The sequence below is a fragment of the Halalkaliarchaeum sp. AArc-CO genome (genome assembly GCF_024972735.1).
In the GTDB taxonomy this organism is placed as follows: Archaea; Halobacteriota; Halobacteria; order Halobacteriales; family Haloferacaceae; genus Halalkaliarchaeum.
The window spans coordinates 628331-645604 of the sequence record NZ_CP087723.1; the positions used below are offsets into that span (position 1 = coordinate 628331).

The 17274-nt window shown below is 65.2% G+C and carries 19 protein-coding genes and 2 pseudogenes; 9 read left to right on the top strand and 12 right to left on the bottom strand.

Translation table 11 applies throughout. The annotated features are described in order from the left end of the window. Positions 1–118: 118 nt before the first annotated feature. Complete coding sequence (locus tag AArcCO_RS03845) at positions 119–1102, top strand: KaiC domain-containing protein (protein ID WP_259535127.1); 984 nt, start codon at positions 119–121, stop codon at positions 1100–1102. Between the two features lies 1 nt (position 1103). Here the strand turns inward: AArcCO_RS03845 and AArcCO_RS03850 are convergent, their stop codons facing one another. Together AArcCO_RS03850 and AArcCO_RS03855 are read right to left on the bottom strand one after the other, a co-directional pair. Continuing rightward, positions 1104–1463, bottom strand: a complete 360-nt coding sequence (locus tag AArcCO_RS03850; RefSeq protein WP_259535128.1) for a hypothetical protein — start codon at positions 1461–1463, stop codon at positions 1104–1106. 133 nt (positions 1464–1596) lie between these two features. Then, positions 1597–2394 (bottom strand): PHP-associated domain-containing protein, encoded by a 798-nt coding sequence (locus AArcCO_RS03855; protein ID WP_259535129.1) that lies wholly within the window; start codon positions 2392–2394, stop codon positions 1597–1599. 121 nt (positions 2395–2515) lie between these two features. Here AArcCO_RS03855 and AArcCO_RS03860 point away from each other — a divergent pair. Further along, a pseudogene (locus AArcCO_RS03860) lies at positions 2516–2800 on the top strand (hypothetical protein); the annotation flags it as partial. A gap of 93 nt (positions 2801–2893) precedes the next feature. Here AArcCO_RS03860 and AArcCO_RS03865 read toward each other — a convergent pair. From AArcCO_RS03865 to AArcCO_RS03895, 7 genes are all read right to left on the bottom strand, one after another. After that, entirely contained in the window at positions 2894–3331 is a 438-nt protein-coding gene (locus AArcCO_RS03865) for a transcription elongation factor Spt5 (protein ID WP_259535130.1), read from the bottom strand. Further along, positions 3331–3507, bottom strand: coding sequence for a protein translocase SEC61 complex subunit gamma (locus tag AArcCO_RS03870; protein WP_119816468.1), 177 nt, complete (start codon positions 3505–3507; stop codon positions 3331–3333). Before AArcCO_RS03870 ends, AArcCO_RS03865 begins: the two co-directional genes overlap by 1 nt. Positions 3508–3610: 103 nt before the next feature. Beyond that, positions 3611–4759, bottom strand: coding sequence for a cell division protein FtsZ (gene ftsZ / locus AArcCO_RS03875; protein ID WP_259535131.1), 1149 nt, complete (start codon positions 4757–4759; stop codon positions 3611–3613). A 91-nt stretch (positions 4760–4850) separates the two neighbouring features. Continuing rightward, positions 4851–5447, bottom strand: a complete 597-nt coding sequence (locus AArcCO_RS03880) for a metal-dependent hydrolase (protein ID WP_259535132.1) — start codon at positions 5445–5447, stop codon at positions 4851–4853. Positions 5448–5519: 72 nt separating this feature from the next. Beyond that, positions 5520–6239, bottom strand: a complete 720-nt coding sequence (locus tag AArcCO_RS03885; protein ID WP_259535133.1) for a phosphatase PAP2 family protein — start codon at positions 6237–6239, stop codon at positions 5520–5522. 149 nt (positions 6240–6388) lie between these two features. Further along, positions 6389–7519 (bottom strand): actin-like salactin, encoded by a 1131-nt coding sequence (locus tag AArcCO_RS03890; RefSeq protein WP_259535134.1) that lies wholly within the window; start codon positions 7517–7519, stop codon positions 6389–6391. Continuing rightward, positions 7512–8117: a FlaD/FlaE family flagellar protein gene (locus AArcCO_RS03895; protein ID WP_259535135.1), complete on the bottom strand. Its 606-nt coding sequence runs from the start codon at positions 8115–8117 to the stop codon at positions 7512–7514. The genes AArcCO_RS03890 and AArcCO_RS03895 overlap by 8 nt, the downstream gene beginning before the upstream one ends. 231 nt (positions 8118–8348) lie before the next feature. Here AArcCO_RS03895 and proS point away from each other — a divergent pair, with 231 nt between their 5' ends. Next, complete coding sequence (gene proS / locus AArcCO_RS03900; RefSeq protein WP_259535136.1) at positions 8349–9830, top strand: proline--tRNA ligase; 1482 nt, start codon at positions 8349–8351, stop codon at positions 9828–9830. A 26-nt stretch (positions 9831–9856) separates the two neighbouring features. On the opposite strand, the gene AArcCO_RS03905 is transcribed toward proS, so the two are convergent. Beyond that, entirely contained in the window at positions 9857–10456 is a 600-nt protein-coding gene (locus tag AArcCO_RS03905; RefSeq protein WP_259535137.1) for a hypothetical protein, read from the bottom strand. A 180-nt stretch (positions 10457–10636) separates the two neighbouring features. Beyond that, positions 10637–10789, bottom strand: a pseudogene (locus AArcCO_RS03910) (IS5/IS1182 family transposase); the annotation flags it as partial. A gap of 499 nt (positions 10790–11288) precedes the next feature. Between AArcCO_RS03910 and AArcCO_RS03915 the strand changes: the two are divergent. From AArcCO_RS03915 to trpG, 6 genes are all read left to right on the top strand, one after another. After that, a complete protein-coding gene (locus tag AArcCO_RS03915; protein WP_259535138.1) occupies positions 11289–11489 on the top strand; it encodes a hypothetical protein in 201 nt (66 codons plus the stop codon). Between the two features lie 69 nt (positions 11490–11558). Continuing rightward, positions 11559–12467, top strand: a complete 909-nt coding sequence (locus AArcCO_RS03920; RefSeq protein ID WP_259535139.1) for a DUF7351 domain-containing protein — start codon at positions 11559–11561, stop codon at positions 12465–12467. Positions 12468–12642: 175 nt separating this feature from the next. Beyond that, positions 12643–13638: an anthranilate phosphoribosyltransferase gene (gene trpD, locus AArcCO_RS03925; RefSeq protein WP_259536524.1), complete on the top strand. Its 996-nt coding sequence runs from the start codon at positions 12643–12645 to the stop codon at positions 13636–13638. After that, the gene (locus AArcCO_RS03930) at positions 13638–14285 is read left to right on the top strand and encodes a phosphoribosylanthranilate isomerase (protein ID WP_259535140.1); all 648 of its coding nucleotides are present in this window, start codon (positions 13638–13640) and stop codon (positions 14283–14285) included. Before trpD ends, AArcCO_RS03930 begins: the two co-directional genes overlap by 1 nt. Then, positions 14282–15898: an anthranilate synthase component I gene (gene trpE / locus AArcCO_RS03935; protein ID WP_259535141.1), complete on the top strand. Its 1617-nt coding sequence runs from the start codon at positions 14282–14284 to the stop codon at positions 15896–15898. Before AArcCO_RS03930 ends, trpE begins: the two co-directional genes overlap by 4 nt. Beyond that, positions 15895–16533, top strand: coding sequence for an anthranilate synthase component II (gene trpG / locus AArcCO_RS03940; protein WP_259535142.1), 639 nt, complete (start codon positions 15895–15897; stop codon positions 16531–16533). The genes trpE and trpG overlap by 4 nt, the downstream gene beginning before the upstream one ends. Here the strand turns inward: trpG and AArcCO_RS03945 are convergent. After that, entirely contained in the window at positions 16505–17203 is a 699-nt protein-coding gene (locus tag AArcCO_RS03945; protein ID WP_259535143.1) for an SDR family oxidoreductase, read from the bottom strand. The two genes, trpG and AArcCO_RS03945, sit on opposite strands and share 29 nt — an antisense overlap. Positions 17204–17274 lie beyond the last annotated feature (71 nt).

Below are 17274 nucleotides of genomic sequence, written 5' to 3' on the forward strand. Positions count from 1 at the left end.
CGACGCGGTTCGACACCCCTCGACAAAAGCACCACGGGTGCGATCCGACGGGCAAAGTTCATCACGCGGGGACTCGATTGTTCGGACAGCCGACACCGGCCATGGGGTCCCGACGAGTATGACCGACAACGACGACTGGTTCGAACGGGCGCTTCGTGAACTCGAAACGGACAGCGAACCGTCCGGCCGGCACGCGCGTCGATCCGACGCGAACGAAGACGCCGACACCGACGAGTTCGGGTTCGAACGGTTCGAGGAGGGGCCGGAATCCGCCCCGGACGATTTCGGTTTCGCCGACTTCGGCGATTCCGACGGATCGGCCGGCGATCCATTCGGCGGGGCAGCACCCGGCGAGACTCCCGGTGGATTCGACGCCGATCTCGAGGAGATGGAACTGGACTCCGACGTCGAGCGAGTCCAGATCGGAATCGACGGCCTCGACAGCATGATCCTCGGTGGTATCCCGAAGCGGTCCCTCGTCTCGGTGATCGGAAGCGCCGGAACCGGAAAGACGACGTTCGCCCTGCAGTTCCTCCAGCACGGACTCGAGGCGGATGAACGAGCTGTCTACCTCACACTCGAGGAGAGCAGGGAGGCGATCCTCTCGACAGCCGAGGAGAAGGGCTGGCCGTTCCGAACGTACGTCGACGACGACAAACTGGCTGTCGTCTCGATGGATCCCATCGAGATGGCGAACAGCCTCTCCAGCATCAGATCGGACCTCTCGCGGCTGGTTGCCGACTACGAAGCCGACAGGCTGGTCCTGGACTCGGTGTCGCTTCTGGAGATGATGTACGACCACCCGGCGAAGCGACGCTCGCAGGTGTTCGAGTTCACTCGGTCGCTCAAGGAGGTCGGAGTGACGACGCTTCTCACCTCGGAGGCGAGCGAGGAGAGCGCGTACACCTCGCGGTACGGGATCGTGGAGTATCTCACCGACGCAGTGTTCGTCCTCCGGTACGTTCGGACCTCGAACTTCCAGGAGACGCGTCTGGCCGTCGAGATCCAGAAGATCAGGGACGCGAACCACTCTCGGGAGACGAAGCCCTACGAGATCACCAACGAAGGAATCAACGTCTACCAGCAGGCGAACCTTTTTTGATTCAAGTCGACGATTGACACCGGTTCTCCACCCGCGCGTCGACGATCAGTTCGCCGTCGACGACGAGATCGTAGTCCTCGCCGGCGATAAACGCTCTGCAGTCGTCCAGTGAATCGAAGCTGAACTCGATCCGTACGCGTCGCTCGCCCGGGTGTCGGGTGAATGCAATGTCTCGGGGTGGACCCCACTCGACCATCCAGGAGATGACCTGGAGTAGCCACCACTCTCGATCGTCAGGGAGGTCTTCACCCATCTCGTAGACGATCTGGCAGTTGTACTCGCCGTCGCCGGAAAAAACGCAACCGGTTCGGTCGGCAGTATCGGGACCCGTCGATCCCGCTCCAAAAGCGATGAACGTCATTTAGCAGATTGTACACCCCAGCTCTACGAATCCGTACTGCTGTATATTATCTGTTTATTTAGGGAATTGTTTATCATGATGAATCCTGCTGTTGATCCGTATCGAGAACTGCCGTCGACTCCGCGGTCGTGAACTAGCTAAACCTGTGGGCTCCCTCGACAGTCACGTCGTCGAACCGGCCGCCGTACGCGACGTGGGTCGGGTGTGTCGGTTCGGTCCCCGAGAGGAACACGCGGTCGAACTTCTCGTAGCTGTTCTCCCAGAACAGGTGTGCGTACTCTTTGAGCCCCTGGAGACGGTGTCCGGCGCCGCTGTGCCGCAACACTCGTCGGGGTGTCCCGTCGCGGAGTGCCTCGACGAGGTTAGTTTCCGAGTGGATCTCGGCGTCGAACTGCGTCCACACTTCGCCGACAGTTCTTCGGAGGTGAGCGTACGACGATCCGAACACCGGGAGCCCAGTTTCCCCCGCGATCTCGCGGGCCTTGCCGTTCTGATAGGGAAACAGTTTCGCGTTGTAGGTCTCGATGCCGTCGAGGCGACGGAGGTTCGAGTGGATCTCTGGCCCGGTGAGGCTCACCGTCGCGAACGCGGGATGGGGAACGAGCACGACTGCGTTCTGGCGCTCGAACTCCTGCATCGCGCCCTCGAACGTGATGAAGTCGGGAACTGGCTTGGAGAGCCCGACTGCAAGGAGATGGCGGCGCGAGTGCCAGTCGCCCGTGAACACCTCTCGGGCCGGGACGACCAGCAGTTCCTCGTCGCTGAAGCGTTCGGCCCGCCGTCTGATCTCCGGCAGCCGGGTGAAGTGTGGCGCGTACACGAGGACGTCTATTCCGCGATCCTTCGCACGCCTCGCGACCGACTCGTCGAGCACCTTCACGTGCATGTCGACCCGCGTCTCGGCGCCGCCGGCCGACGTGTTCGCCGCCATACACGGGGATTCGGATCCGCGAGTAAATCGGTTTCCTCTTCGGATTCCGAGGGAGCAGCCAACCGGATGGGGCCCCTCCAGACGGGAAAACGGTTAACCACTGCGGGGGCGTCGTGTCGGTATGGTCCGCTGGAACTGCGGTATCGACGGCTGTGACGCCGGGTTCGACACCGTCGAGGACGCGATCGTTCATCAAACGACTGAACACCAACGACACGAGTGTAACGTCTGTGGGACGATCGTCCCGGAGGGGTACTTTGCGATCCGGCACGCGTTCGAGGAGCACACCCGTGCCGAATACGTCAGGGCATACGACGCCGACTCCACTGCGGTTCGACTGCGGGAACAGGTGAAAGAACAGATCGAATCGGAAGCCGACCTCCAGCAGGTGGTCGAGCGCCTCGATGACGTCCGTGGCGGGGAAACGCCGCCGTCCGAGGGATCGGCCGACGGTTCGGCCGACGGTTCGATCGAGTCGTCGTGACCGGGACGCCCGCCGCTACCGTTCGTCGGAGTCGAGCACCCGGATCTGATCGCCGCGAACGGTGACCGGGATCGGAACGGTCGCCTCGTACAGTTCGACTGTGACCTGGTCTTTGCCCTCGTCGATCCGCTGTACCCGCGCCTTCTCGCCTTTGAACGGCCCCGCGATGAGTTCGACGATGTCTCCCTCGGCGATCCCTTCGACGTCCGGCGTCGGCGAGAGGAAATGCTCGACCTCGGCCATCGACGACTCCCCGGGGATGATGCTGCGCGCGTGGGGGATCTCGTCCATGATCCGCTCGATGACCGCGATGTTGTCCGACTCCACCATCACGTAACTCGTCAACGAGTCCGGAGCCAGCACCGCGTGGATCTCGTCTTCTTCCCTGTTTGCGATCATGTCGGCGACGGTCATCTCCTGGCTGGCCGTCGTCTTGACGGCGAACAGGGGCATCAGACACCCACCCCTGGGAGGAGGCTCATGATCGCGAAGATGAGGAATCCGATGAAGCCGACCAGAAGGATCCCCGCTCCTGCGATCTTCGACACCTGGATGAACTCCCCCCAGGTCGGGGTGCTGGCGAGTTTTAACACCCGAATGTAGCTGTTGAGGTCGTACGGGACGTCCATATCAAGCGCGGCTACGGTTTCGGAGGTTTTCTATCTGTTGATGGGAAGGCGGTCCGGGTCAATCGCGGATCGGCGGTCGTCGCCGATCACGGACGACCGGAGATCACTCGACGTAGTCGATGTCTTCGGTTCCCTGGATGGATTCGGCCGGGGGCTGACCGTCGGTTCCGCCGTAGATCTGCGGTGACTGGACGCCGGTGACGACGATCATCGTCCGCATCTGTCCGTCGAGTTCCTCGTCGATCGACGTGCCCCAGATGATGCGTGCGTCGGGGTCGATCCGGTCGTAGATCTCCTCGACGACGCCCTCCGCCTCCTCGATGCTCATGTCGGAGCCGCCGGTGACGTTCACCAGCGCGGAGTTCGCACCGGAGATGTCGACGTCCAGAAGCGGCGAGCGAAGCGCGGACTTCACCGAGTCCTGTGCCTTCGACTCCGAGTCCGACTCCCCGAGGCCGATCATCGCCACGCCACCCTTCTCCATCACTGTGCGGACGTCCGCGAAGTCGAGGTTGACGAGGCCGGGCATCGTGATCAGTTCGGTGATCCCTTTGACGGACCGCATCAGCACCTCGTCGGACACTTTGAACGCCTGACGGACCGGGAGTTTGCCGACCGCATCGAGCAGCCGGTCGTTCGGCACGACGATCACCGTGTCGGAGACGTCACGGAGTCGTTCGAGCCCCGCCTCGGCGTTCGTCCGGCGGACCTCCCCTTCGGCGGTGAAGGGCGTGGTGACGATCGAGATGGTGAGCGCGCCGGTCTCCCGGGCGGCCTTGGCGACGACGGGGGCAGACCCCGTTCCGGTGCCGCCGCCGAGTCCGGCGGTGACGAACACCATGTCCGACCCTTCGATTGCGTCGTAGATCTCTTCTTGGGATTCCAGGGCCGCCTCCTCGCCGACCTGCGGGAGCGATCCCGCCCCGCGACCCTGCGTCTTCTGTTGTCCCATCAGGATCTTGGTGTCGGAATCGACGTTCACCAGGTGCTGGACGTCGGTGTTGGCGGCGACCAGCTTCGCCCCGTGGATCCCCTCCTCGGACATCCGGTTTACGGTGTTGCCGCCGGCGCCGCCACAGCCTACGACGGTGATGTTTGTCTGGAGGTCCTGCAAGACGTCGCGGAGCTCGTCGTCGGACATCGTCCCGGTCGGCGTGGCGTCGCGGTTCGCCTCGCCGCCGAACTCCCCTTCGGGCGGATCCTCCCCCGGTTCCTCGGCCTCGTCAATCGCATCCTCGACGATGGAGTCCATACTCTTGCCCACGGGTTGTGTACCGAGCCTATTTACCTTTCCCATTCGTCAGACGCCCGTCTGACACCGGATATCGGCTGAATACGGGGGATCAGACGAGTTCTCCGTCGAGCCCGAGGTGGACGAGACAGCCGAGAAAGAAGCCGGCGACGACGACGACCGCCGCGATCTGGTAGGCCGGCTCGAACTCTCGGACCAGAAGCCAGATCCCGGCGGCGAAAAGCACCGTCAAAACGAAGTTGATCGGAACGCTGTGGGTCCAGTCCCTGTGTTGTCTGGTCACGACCCCGATGAGCGGATCCACGAGCGCGGCGCTCCCCAGCGCGAGCATCGCGATCCCGCCGCTCGCCACCATCTCCGTGGGTACGACGCCCTCCGAGAGCAGTTCCTCGACCGGAACCGCCGCGGCGAATTCGACCAGTCGTTCCCAGTGTAACAGGCCCAGTGAGACGACGCCGAACACAGCGAAGCCTCGGAAGATTCGGGTCGCCTTCCGTCGGGGGATCGAATTGTGGTGGTCGACGTCCGGATAGATCGAGCCGACGAACGTCGTCGCCGCCGCGCCGACCGCGGCGACGACGGCCAGGATCGGGAGCTCGAACGTTCCGTAGATTCCCACACCCACCGACAGAGCGACCACGACCGCCGCGCGACGACCCCATCGTGCGTGGGTCCGATAGTTCGGCATACTTCTCAGTATCACATCCCACAGTATACATCTCTCGACTCGGCTGTAGTTTTCCTGGCACGCGGTACAGATTCACCGACCGATCGCGCCGACGATGCGACGCTTGACCGCCGGCCGCTCGACCAGCTGCCAGCCTCCAGCGGCCCCGATCGTTCCGGCGGTCGCGAGCAGCGCCCGGGTTTCGCCGCCGCTTGCGGCCGTCGCGAAAAGCGCCACGCCGATCGCGACGGCGAACGCCCGCCGCGGGCGGAGCTGGGTTACGTACGCGATCCCGACGAGATACCCCACGCCGAACCCGACCGAGGCGATCACGTCGACGAGGTAGTGAACCCCGAGCGCTAGCCTGGAGGCACCGACAAGCAGTATCGCCGAGGCTGCCACTCCGAACCTGAGGTGGCGTCGCCCGAGAGTCGTCCACAGCGCCAGCGCTCCCCAGAAGACGGTCGCCGCCATCGTGTGTCCGCTGGGGAACCCGTGCTCGCTCGGGGTAATCGCGTGTAGTTCGGCCGGCGGACGAGGGAGCGCGAACGTCGCTTTCAACAGGACGATCAGCGCAAGTCCACCGAAGACGGTCGCGACGATGAACGCGGTGCGATCGGAGCAGAGCGCTTCCTCGCCGGCACGACCGTCGCTTTGACGCAGGCTCTCGGCGACGTCGACCAGATACAGGACGCCGAGGACCGGAACGATAACCGTGAGATCTCCGAGCACAGAAACCGCGGCGAACAGGATGGTTGCCCACTCGGGGAGGAACTCCCGCAGGGCGACGGTTACACCGAGTCCACGGCTCATGGCGGTACGACGCCGTTCGAGCGACTAAACCGTCCCGGTTCGGAATCGGCGGAGTCGGTCGAGCGGATCGAGTCGGTCGAGCGGATCGAGTCGGTCGAGTCGGTCGACCCGACTGCGTTTCGGCTTCCCGTGTCGAACGTCTCGCGTCCTCAAGCGGAGACCAGCCGTTCCGCGATCCGATGAGCACCCTCCGCGGCCGCGAGATCCGGGCGGTCGGCGGTCACGACTGAAACCTCGCGGTCGAGTTCCGCCGACAGACGGCGCTTCCACTCCTCGGCGATCCCCGGAATACAGGCCATGCCGCCGGTGAGCGCGATCGGTTTCCCGAGTGCGATCTGGTACGGTTTCATGTAGCCGGAGGCGAGCTCCGGGAGGAACTCGTTTGCGACGACGTCGACCGCCTCGTCGACGTACCGGTCCAGCGGCTCCATTACCCCCCGCTCGACGGTGAACTCGTGGCTCCCGCCCCCGGGCTGCTGGACGACATCGGTGAACGGTTCGAACGACTCGAAGTCGGCGTGTTCCTCCTTGTATTCGCGGGCCGTCGTCCGGTCGACGTTGACTCGTCCCTGGGTCTCCTCCTCGATCGCGTTCGCGATCCAGCGGTCGGCCTCGTTGCCGGTGACCGCGCCGGTCGTGAACGGAGCGAGCTGTTCGCCGCGCCGGTAGGCACACGCCTCGAGGTTCGTCGACCCCATGTTGATCGCGACGAACACCTCCTCGATCGCCTCGAGGCCGTCGCCGTATGCGGGAATTGCTCCGCAAAGCGATTCGGGATACGAGCGGACGAGGTCGCCACCGATCGGGGCGTCCTCGATGACGTCCCGCAGATTGGAAAGCCCCTCCTCGTTGTCGATCGTCGGTACCGCATACACGACGGCGCTGTCCTCGGGCACTCCTTCGGCGCCGACCAGTTCATCGAAGTACCGCCTCGCCGTAGCCACGCGGTCGCCGTCTTCGGGGAGTCCAGAGCGGAGCATGAACTCCACCCGATCGGGGTATTCCTGGGCGGCGCGTTCGCCGTACAACACGCGTTCCTCCCCGGTCAGCGGATCGTCGTAGGTCGCCAGACACGTCAGCGTCCGGGAGCGGTGCAGGTCGCCGGTCCCGTTTCGGAACTCCACGACCGTCCGGGTGCTCCCGAGCTTCACGCCGACCGGCGTCGGACGATTCGTCTCCGCGAACTCTCCGCCGTTTCGTTGTTCTCCAGTCGCTTCTGACTCCTCTGCCGGTTCGTCGCTCGATTCTCCGTCCGTTTCGTCGGATGCGTCGTCACTCATGATCGTAGTCGTCCTTGGGTCCGTCTGTCGGCCTCGTGGCGTGGTCCTCCTTCGAGTCGGCCAATGACTCCGCCGTTGCCGCCCCACGCCCCGGGGCTGTCCCTCGATCCTCCGTTCGGGTGGCTTCGACCGCGGCGATCCGCCGCAGACAACACAGCGAGATCCGATGGTCCGCCGGCTCGTACGGTCGCCGATGTCGCGGCGACCGGAGTCCCGGGAGGCGTCTCTCCAGCGCCGACCGGGCCTCGGGGGCGATCCAGCCGATCCGTTCGTAGTATGAAAGCGCCTCGCTGGCGCCCTCCTGGCCCCCGATTTCGACCAGATACGAGAGCCAGTCGCCGACCAGACGCTCGGCAGAGACGCCTGTCGGTACAGTCTGCAGATACGGCCGCCCGGACGCTGTCGACCGCCCACGGGAGCCGAGCACCAGTTCGACGAACTGGGCGGTGTAGGCCCGCGCCTCGCTTTGATTTCGCGCCGGCGACGTCGACGATTCTCTGTCCGGAGCCTGTTCGACTCCGGCCGCTGGTGCTTCGTCCGGATGCGTTCCCGCGAGGGTACGCAGCTCCCGTACGTCGTAGTTCCGGGGGTCGTTCATCTGTCGGTTGGACGGTCATGTGTCGGAATGGGCCGGTGGACTCCGACCGCGGTCGATGCCGCTGTCTCTCTGTGCACAGGGGGCGGGTTTCAAGATTGTCCACCAGTTATCAGTCCCGAGAACCGACCGACGGGACGGCCGAGGCGATCGTCGCCGGCGACCGCCCCAACACTGTGACTCCTCCCCATCCCTTCGGTCCGTTTAAGTTCCACAACCGAGACGGATACGGTAATGAGCGAACCGACAACCGAGCAGGAACTCGGCATCACCAAAAGCAAGGAACACGAGACCGGCGAGTGGTACGCCGAAGTCGTCCGGAAAGCGAAGCTCGCGAGCTACGGCCCCGAGGGAATGAGCGGCTTCATCATCACCCGGCCCCGCGGCTACGCGCTGTGGGAGGCGATCCGGGACGACCTCGATGAGCAGTTCAAGTCGACGGGTGTCCGCAACGCGTACTTCCCCGTTTTCATCCCCGAGTCGTATCTCCAGCGGGAGAAGGACATCATCGAGGGGTTCGACCCCGAGGTGGCGTGGGTCACCCACGGCGGCCACGAGGAGCTCGAAGAGCGACTTGCCGTCCGGCCCACGAGCGAGTCGATCATCACGCCGTACATGAGCCAGTGGATCCGCAGCCACCGCGATCTCCCGCTGCGCGTGAACCAGTGGTGCGGCGTGGTGCGCTGGGAGGCCACCGAGACGAAGCCGTTCTTCCGGACCAAGGAGTTCCTCTGGCAGGAGGGCCACACAGCCCACCGGTCCCGCGAGGACGCTCTCGAGGAGACGTTCCTCCGGCTCGACCAGTACGAGTCGACCTACGAGGACCTGCTGGCGATGCCCGTCCTCAAGGGCGAAAAGCCCGAACACGACAAGTTCCCCGGAGCGGACACGACCACGACGATCGAAGCGCTGATGCCCGACGGCAAGTCCGTCCAGGGGTCGACGAGTCACTACCTCGGGACGTCGTTCGCGGAGGCGTTCGACATCACCTACGCCGACGAAGACGAAGAGCAGAACCTCGCACACACCACTTCCTGGGGGATCTCCTGGCGGGCGATCGGCGCGCTGATCATGACCCACTCGGACGATCAGGGGCTCGTGCTTCCCCCGACAGTCGCGCCCGAACAGGTCGTCGTCGTCCCGATCTGGCAGTCCGACACCAAAGACGACGTGCTCGCGTACGCCGAGGACCTGACCGAGGAGCTCGAGGAAGCTGGCGTGCGAGTAAAACTCGACGACCGCGAGGGACGCAACCCCGGCTTCAAGTTCAACGAGTGGGAGCTGAAGGGCGTCCCCCTCCGGATCGAGATCGGCCCCAACGAGGTCGACGACGACGAGCTCACGCTGGTGCACCGCTCCGACGGCGAGTCAGTCGTCGAGGACCGTGAGGGCGCAGACGAGACGGTGCAGGGCCACCTCGACGAGGTGTACGCGAAGCTGTACGCCAGCGCCGAAGAGGTCCTCGAGAACGGCGTCCGAGACGCCGACTCCCGCGACGAGATCCTCGGAACCATCGGCCAGCACGGCGGCTACGTGAAGGCGCCCTGGTGCGGCGAGGAGGACTGTGAAACCGAGGTCAAAGACCAGATCGCCGCCGAGATCGTCATGGTCCCCTTCGAGGAAGAGGACGACCTCGCGGACGGCGACCACGACGAGACGTGTGCGGTCTGTGGCGACGACGCCGAACGGACCGCGTACTTCGCGAAGTCCTACTGAACGACCTTTTTTGACGGGGGCCTCGCTCACTGTGTTCGCTCACGGGTGGCTTCGCTCCCCGTTCGCGTCTTCGAGGCGCTCTCTTCGCTCGCGCCTCGCTCTGCGCGCTCACGGGTGGCTTCGCTCCCCGTTCGCGTCTTCGAGGCGCTCTCTTCGCTCGCGCCTCGCTCTGCGCGCTCACGGGTGGCTTCGCTCCCCGTTCGCGTCTTCGAGGCGCTCTCTTCGCTCGCGCCTCGCTCTGCGCGCTCACGGGTGGCTTCGCTCCCCGTTCGCGTCTTCGAGGCGCTCTCTTCGCTCGCGCCTCGCTCTGCGCGCTCACGGGTGGCTTCGCTCCCCGTTCGCGTCTTCGAGGCGCTCTCTTCGCTCGCGCCTCGCTCTGCGCGCTCACGGGTGGCTTCGCTCCCCGTTCGCGTCTTCGAGGCGCTCTCTTCGCTCGCGCCTCGCTCTGCGCGCTCACGGGTGGCTTCGCTCCCCGTTCGCGTCTTCGAGGCGCTCTCTTCGCTCGCGCCTCGCTCTGCTCGACCCCCGTCAAAAAAGCTCGACCAAAAAAGCCGATAGCTCGGGCCTCGGCCCTCGCTATCGGTGAGGTACTTCTTCCCCTTATATGGGTTGTCGGGCCTGTCCACGTTCGTTTAAATAGGTTGTCGGGCCTGTCCACGTTCGTTTAAATAACCCCTTTCGATGGCTGGCTCCTCCACGACGGCAGGAGGGCGTCGCGACGAACGGCGACGGCTGCTTCTCGCCGAAGTCAGTGGGCGACGGCGAGGATGGCGACGCCGAGGGTGATGCTCGCGTTCCGGACCTCGTGTTCGCCCCCGCTTCGAGTGGGCGAACACGTCGTACTCCAGCAGAAAAAAGAAATTGAAGTGTTCAAACAGCGGCACTGTCTCGGTAGCCGCGACGTTCAAGAAGTCGCCCACTGAAGCTATGTCTTGCAGGGTTGCGCTGGTGTTGGACACACTTCCCGCACCCTGCCGCTTCCTCCGTGGCGCTTTCTATGACACTCTCGTAGTGGTCAAACCCCACCGCCGCGATGATGGAGGTCACCTTCTCGAGGTGATGACCCGGAGACGAATACGACGACCGAAGTGACGATCAGCAGTATTCCGATCGACATGAGAGCGATCGACCACATCTCGACTGGCCCGAAGACGAGCGAGGAGGCGACCACGGCGAGTCCGATCAGCGAACCTATGACTCCAGAAATCTGATTGCTCGTGAGTGTATTCTCCATAGATTGACGGGCGTCTCTACTGACTTATAGGCACTGGCGATGTCGACTGCTGTTTCGCGGTCTGACGAAACGTGGTGAACTACCTTCTGTTACCCGGTATCGTCCCCGTTCTGGCCGCCGGGTGGGTCCGACACCGCACAACTGAAGAGATTTTCAGTAACGCCGCTTACAGAAATATCATTCAGATTATAGTTAAGTCGGTGGATCCCCTGTCTCTATTCACGATGCAACACTCGTCTCACACCCTGCAATGCGAGAGATCGACCGAATCGTCGAACAGAAACACCTGGTCGTTCGGCGGGTTGATCGGCTACCTGGCGGCGCTTTTGGCGCTGCCGCTGATGGTCGCCGAACCCGCGTTCGCCGGCGGGACCCTCTTCGGCGCGGTCATGCTGACGTTCCTGGAGCGAACAGGCGGTGGGTGACCGCCGCGCCGGAGTCGGCGACGTCTCCCGCCGGAACGATTTATGTCGGTGGAGTCATACGAGGGTTCCATGACCGGTCCGGAGTTCGTCGAAACCAGCGACACCGAGGCGGCGTTCACGGCACTCGCGGACGAGACCCGGATCGAAATCATCCGCACGTTGTGGGCGGCCGACGGCCACGAGGCGCGATTTTCCGAACTCCGCGAGGCGGTCGGCGTCCGGGATTCCGGGCGGTTCAACTACCACCTCGAAGAACTTCTGGGTCAGTTCGTCGCCAAAACCGACGACGGGTACGAACTCGCCGAAGCCGGCATCTGGGCCAACGGGGCGATCGAACGGGGGGCGTACACGATGGAAGGCACCCTCGAACCCGTGACGCTCGAGGAGCCGTGTCGAACCTGTGGGGAACCGCGAACGCTGTACTACGAGGGCGAGACGGTCCGGATCGAATGTGAGTCCTGTCCCGTCAAAAGCGAATTCACCGTCCCGCCGAGCGTCTTCGTCGACGTCGATCGAGAGCAGGTTCCCGACACTGCCGGGCGGTATCTCCGATCGATGTTCCAGCACCTCGGCAACGGCTTCTGCTGGTACTGCGACGGCCGGATTCGACGGCGAGTCGGGCCGGCAGCCGATCCCGACGAGGAAATCCCGGAGGACGCGTCCGTCGAACTGTTCGAACAGCTACTCGAGTTCCCGCTGGTCGAATACGACTGTCGCCGATGTGGGGCGACGTCCTCCACGGGGATCGGCCACGCCCTGCTCGATCATCCGGCGGTCGTGGGGTTGTTCAACGAACACGACGTCGGCGTCGACGGGCGTTCTGTCTGGCGGTTCGCGGCGCTCGACACCGACCGCGCGCGGATCCTCGAGCGCGATCCGTTCCGTGCGGCGGTGACCTACGAAGCCGAGACAGAATCGCTTACCCTGACCGTCGACGGGAACTGTGACGTCCTCGAGATCGACGATTCCGACGCGTGAGTGCGGGGCGTCGACGTCGACTCCCGGACTGTGACGCCCCATTCGGGATGCTCTCGCTGTCGACTCCCGGACTGTGACGCCCCCGTCGGCGTGCTCCTGCTGCCGACAGTCTTATATTGATGAGCAGACTTGTACATTACAAGACGAACTCATACATTGGTGCAATAATATGGCTATCGAAACGTACCTCGAACGGGTAACGGATGGGGACGATCTGAGCCTGGCGGAGGCGCGGGAGGCCGCCTCGTTGGTGTTCGAGGAGGCGACGGAGGCACAGATTGGGGCGTTGCTGGCGGCGCTCCGGGCGAAAGGCGAGACCGACGCGGAGATCGCCGGCTTCGCCCAGGGGATGCGGGAGGCGTCCCGGACGATCGAGCCCGACCGTGCGCCGCTTGTGGACACCTGCGGCACCGGCGGGGACGACTACGACACCATCAACGTCTCCACGACCAGCGCGATCGTCGCCGCCGGCGCGGGGGCGGCAGTCGCCAAACACGGCAACTACTCGGTCTCCTCCTCCTCGGGCAGCGCCGACGTCCTCGAGGTGGCGGGCGTCGAGATCGACGCCGAACCGCCGGCAGTCGAGCGAATGATCGAGTCCGACGGGATCGGCTTCATGCTCGCGCCGGTGTTTCATCCGGCGATGAAGGCGGTGATCGGTCCCCGGAAGGAACTGTCGATGCGGACCGTGTTTAACGTCCTCGGCCCGCTGACGAACCCTGCGGGCGCGGAGGCGCAGGTGTTGGGCGTGTACGACTCGGACCTCGTTTCACGGATCGCCGGAGCGCTCACCAGGATGCCCGTCGAGCGCGCGCTGGTGGTCCACGGCGACGGCATCGACGAGATCGGCCTCCACGGTCCGACGACCGTCGCCGAGGTCGACGGCGACCAGGTAACCGAGTACACACTGACGCCCGAGGATCTCGGGCTGGATTCTGCGCCCATCGGCGCAGTCGCCGGGGGAACCCCCCAGGAGAACGCCGCCGAACTCGAGGCGATCGCGACCGGCGATCGCCAGGGGGCAAAGCGGGACATCGTGCTCGCCAACGCCGGCGCCGCCGTCTACGTCTCCGGGCTGGCAGACGATCTGCGAGACGGTGTCGAGCTGGCGGCACAGGCCATCGACACCGGGGCCGCCGCTGAGACGCTCGAAATCATGCGAGGCTCCTGATGGCCCGCGTGAAGATCTGCGGCATCACCCGCAGCGAGGATCTCCGCGCCGCGGTGGAGGCCGGTGCGGACGCCGTCGGCGTGATCGCCGACGTCACGGTCGACACGCCGCGGGAGGTCGATCTCGCGGAGGCGGCGGAACTCGTCGCCGAGGCGCCGCCGTTCGTCACCACCACGCTCGTTACGATGCCCGAGTCACCGTCGGACGCGGTCGACGCCGTCCGGACGGTCCAGCCAGACGTAATCCAGCTCCACGGGGAGTTCGATGCCGACGAACTTGGCTACCTGCGGAGCGAAACCGGAAGGAAGCTCGTCGTCGCGGTCGACTCGGGGGAGGCCGACCGTGCCCGGGAACTCGACTCCGCAGTGGACGCGCTGCTGGTCGACTCCACCACCGACGAGGGCGCCGGCGGAACGGGGCAGACACACGACTGGGAGGCGACCCGGGAACTCGCCCGGCAGCTCCGATCGCCGGTGGTGTTGGCCGGCGGGCTCACGCCGGAGAACGTGACTGAGGCAGTCCGGATCGCCGAACCGTACGCCGTCGACGTCGCGAGCGGCGTCGAACTCACCGGGGGCGTCAAAGATCACACGGCGCTCGCGACGTTCGTCCGAAACGCCGAGCGGTCGCCGGAGGTGGTGCAGTGACGGCGACGGATGTCGACGCCGGAAGCGCGTTCGAACTCGACCGTACCCGCGAGGAGTTTTGTGATCTCGCGGCGGGAGCCTCCGGTCCGGCGGTCGTTCGGCTGTCGGCGACTCTCGACGTCGACACCTCGCCGCTTTCGGCGTACGCGGCGCTTACCGCCGACAACGGCGACTACACCTTCCTCCTGGAGAGCGCACGAAAGGTCGCCTCCAGCGACCCGGACGGTGCGTTCGCCCCTGGATCGGACGTCGAACGTCACGCCCGATACTCCTTCGTCGGTTACGATCCGGACGCGGTGATTTCGGTGTATCCGGATCGGACGGACGTGGAGTCGTTCGGTCCGGCGGCCGAGGCGATCGAGGTCGACGACGCCGGTGACACGCTCGACCGCCTTCGGGCGTCGATGCCGACCGTCGAACCCGTCGGCTTTCCCGAGACGGATCGCCAGCAGCTGTCGGGGGGGCTGGTCGGCTTTCTCGCGTACGATTCCGTCTACGACATCTGGCTCGAGGAGGTGGGCGTCGACCGCCCCGAGCCGATTGTCCCGGACGCCCAGTTTTGCCTGACGACGCGGACGCTCGTCTTCGACGACGTCGAGGGGACCGTCGAACTGGTGTTGACGCCGTTTCTGCAGCCGGAGGACGATCCGGGCGACCGGTACGACGCGCTCGTCACCGAGGCACAGGAGGTCGCCGAAACGCTGTCTGCGGCGGCGAAGGAACCGGTCGCCACCGGGGACGGGATCACGATCGAGACCGAGCGCGCCGGCCCACGGGAGGAGTACGAGGACGCAGTTCGGCGTGCGAAGCGACACGTGCTCGACGGCGACATCTATCAGGGCGTCATCTCGCGAACGCGGGAGTTCGACGGGGAGGTCGACCCGCTGGCGCTGTACGCGGCACTCAGGGACGTGAACCCGTCGCCGTACATGTACCTCCTCTCGTACGGGGACCGATCGATCGTCGGCGCCAGCCCGGAAACGCTCGTCTCCGTTCAGGGGCGCCGGCTCGTGTCGAACCCGATCGCCGGCACCGGTCCCCGGGGTGACAGCCCCGCGGAGGACCGCAGGCTCGCCGGCGAGATGCTCGCCGACGACAAGGAACGGGCCGAACACACGATGCTCGTGGATCTTGCCAGAAACGACGTCAGACGGGTGTCCACGCCCGGCTCGGTTCGGGTCGAGGAGTTCATGAACGTCCTCAAGTACAGCCACGTCCAGCACATCGAGTCGACGGTCACCGGTCGTCTCGCCGCCGACGCCGACGCGTTCGATGCGACCCGCGCGACGTTCCCGGCGGGGACGCTCACCGGCGCGCCGAAGATCAGAGCAATGGAGATCATCGACGACCTGGAGACCACACCACGTGGGGTCTACGGCGGTGGGGTCGGATATTACTCCTGGACTGGCGATGCGGACATGGCGATCGTGATCCGGACGGCGACGATCGACCACGAGGAAACGGTCGACCGGCTCACCGTCCGGGCCGGCGCTGGTCTCGTCGCCGACAGCGAGCCGACAGCCGAGTACGACGAAACCGAACACAAGATGGACGGCGTTCTCGCTGCCGTCGACCGGATCGACTCGACGACCGACCTGGGGGCGTCACGATGAAGGTGCTCGTGATCGACAACTTCGACTCGTTCACCTACAACCTGGTCGAGTATCTCTCCGAACAGCAGGTCAGCGGCGCAACCGGGGACGATCACGAGGCTGTCGACGTCGAGGTGTACAAAAACACGGCGTCGCTCGCCGACGTCTCGGCGGTCGATCCGGACGCCGTCGTGATCAGCCCCGGCCCGGGACATCCGAAAAACGACCGCGACGTCGGCATCACCCGCGAGGTCCTCCGAGAAACGAGCAGCACCGTCCCCACGTTCGGGGTCTGTCTCGGGCTCGAGGCTGCCGTTTACGAGTACGGCGGTGAGGTCGGTCACGCACCCGCACCGATCCACGGGAAGGCCTCGCGGATCGACCACGACGGGCGGGGCGTGTTCAGTGGACTCCCGGACGGGTTCAGCGCAGCCCGGTATCACTCGCTGGTCGCACGGACGGTTCCGGACTGTTTCGAGGTGTCAGCCACCACCGAACACGGCGACGAGACGCTCGTGATGGGGATCCGCCACCGGGAGTATCCCATCGAGTGCGTCCAGTTTCATCCCGAGAGCGTGCTCACCGGGGTCGGCCACGAGGTGGTTTACAACTTCCTCGAGCAGTACGTCACCGCGTCGCCGACTTCCACGTCCTGAGGTCGATCCGTTCGCCGTCGAGGCTTTCCGGATCGGCCTCGACGGCCGCCCACACGAACATCGGGGCGACGTCCGCCGGGTCCCGGGCCCGATCTGCGCCCGTGAGATCGGTCGCCACGAGGCCGGGATCGACGACTCCGACCGCCTGTTCGAGGTCGGCGGAAAACGCCCGGGCGACCGCCTCGGCCCCGGCTTTCGACACCGCGTACGCACCCACACCGGACTTCGTCTCGTGGGCGACGCCACCCGACGGGACGAGCACCCGCGCGTCGGGCTGGAGGTGGGGCAGCGCCTCGCGGATCGTCGCGAACACTCCCCGGACGTTGGTCCGGAGCGTGTCGTCGAACGTCGCGTACTGCTCGGAATCGATCGGCGTCTGTCCCGGCGTGCCGTGAGCGACGCCGGCGTTCGCGACGACGACGTCGATCCCGTCGGCCACACCAGCGCGGGCGGCGTGTTCCATCAACCGTTCGACGTCGAATTCGTCGCGGACGTCGGTTCGGAGGCCGGACGCCGACCCCTCGAGCGCAGACAGCTCGGCTACCGTTTCCTCGATAGCCTCCTCTCCTCGCGAAGCGACGACGACGTGGTCGCCACGCTCGACGAACGCGCGGGCGACGCCGCGCCCGATCCCGCGCGTCCCGCCGGTGACGACGACCGTCAGAACCATACTCTCTCTTCGCTCGGCACAGCCTTAGTTGTTCAGCTCGTGGACGCTCTCTTGCCGGGGCAAGATTGACA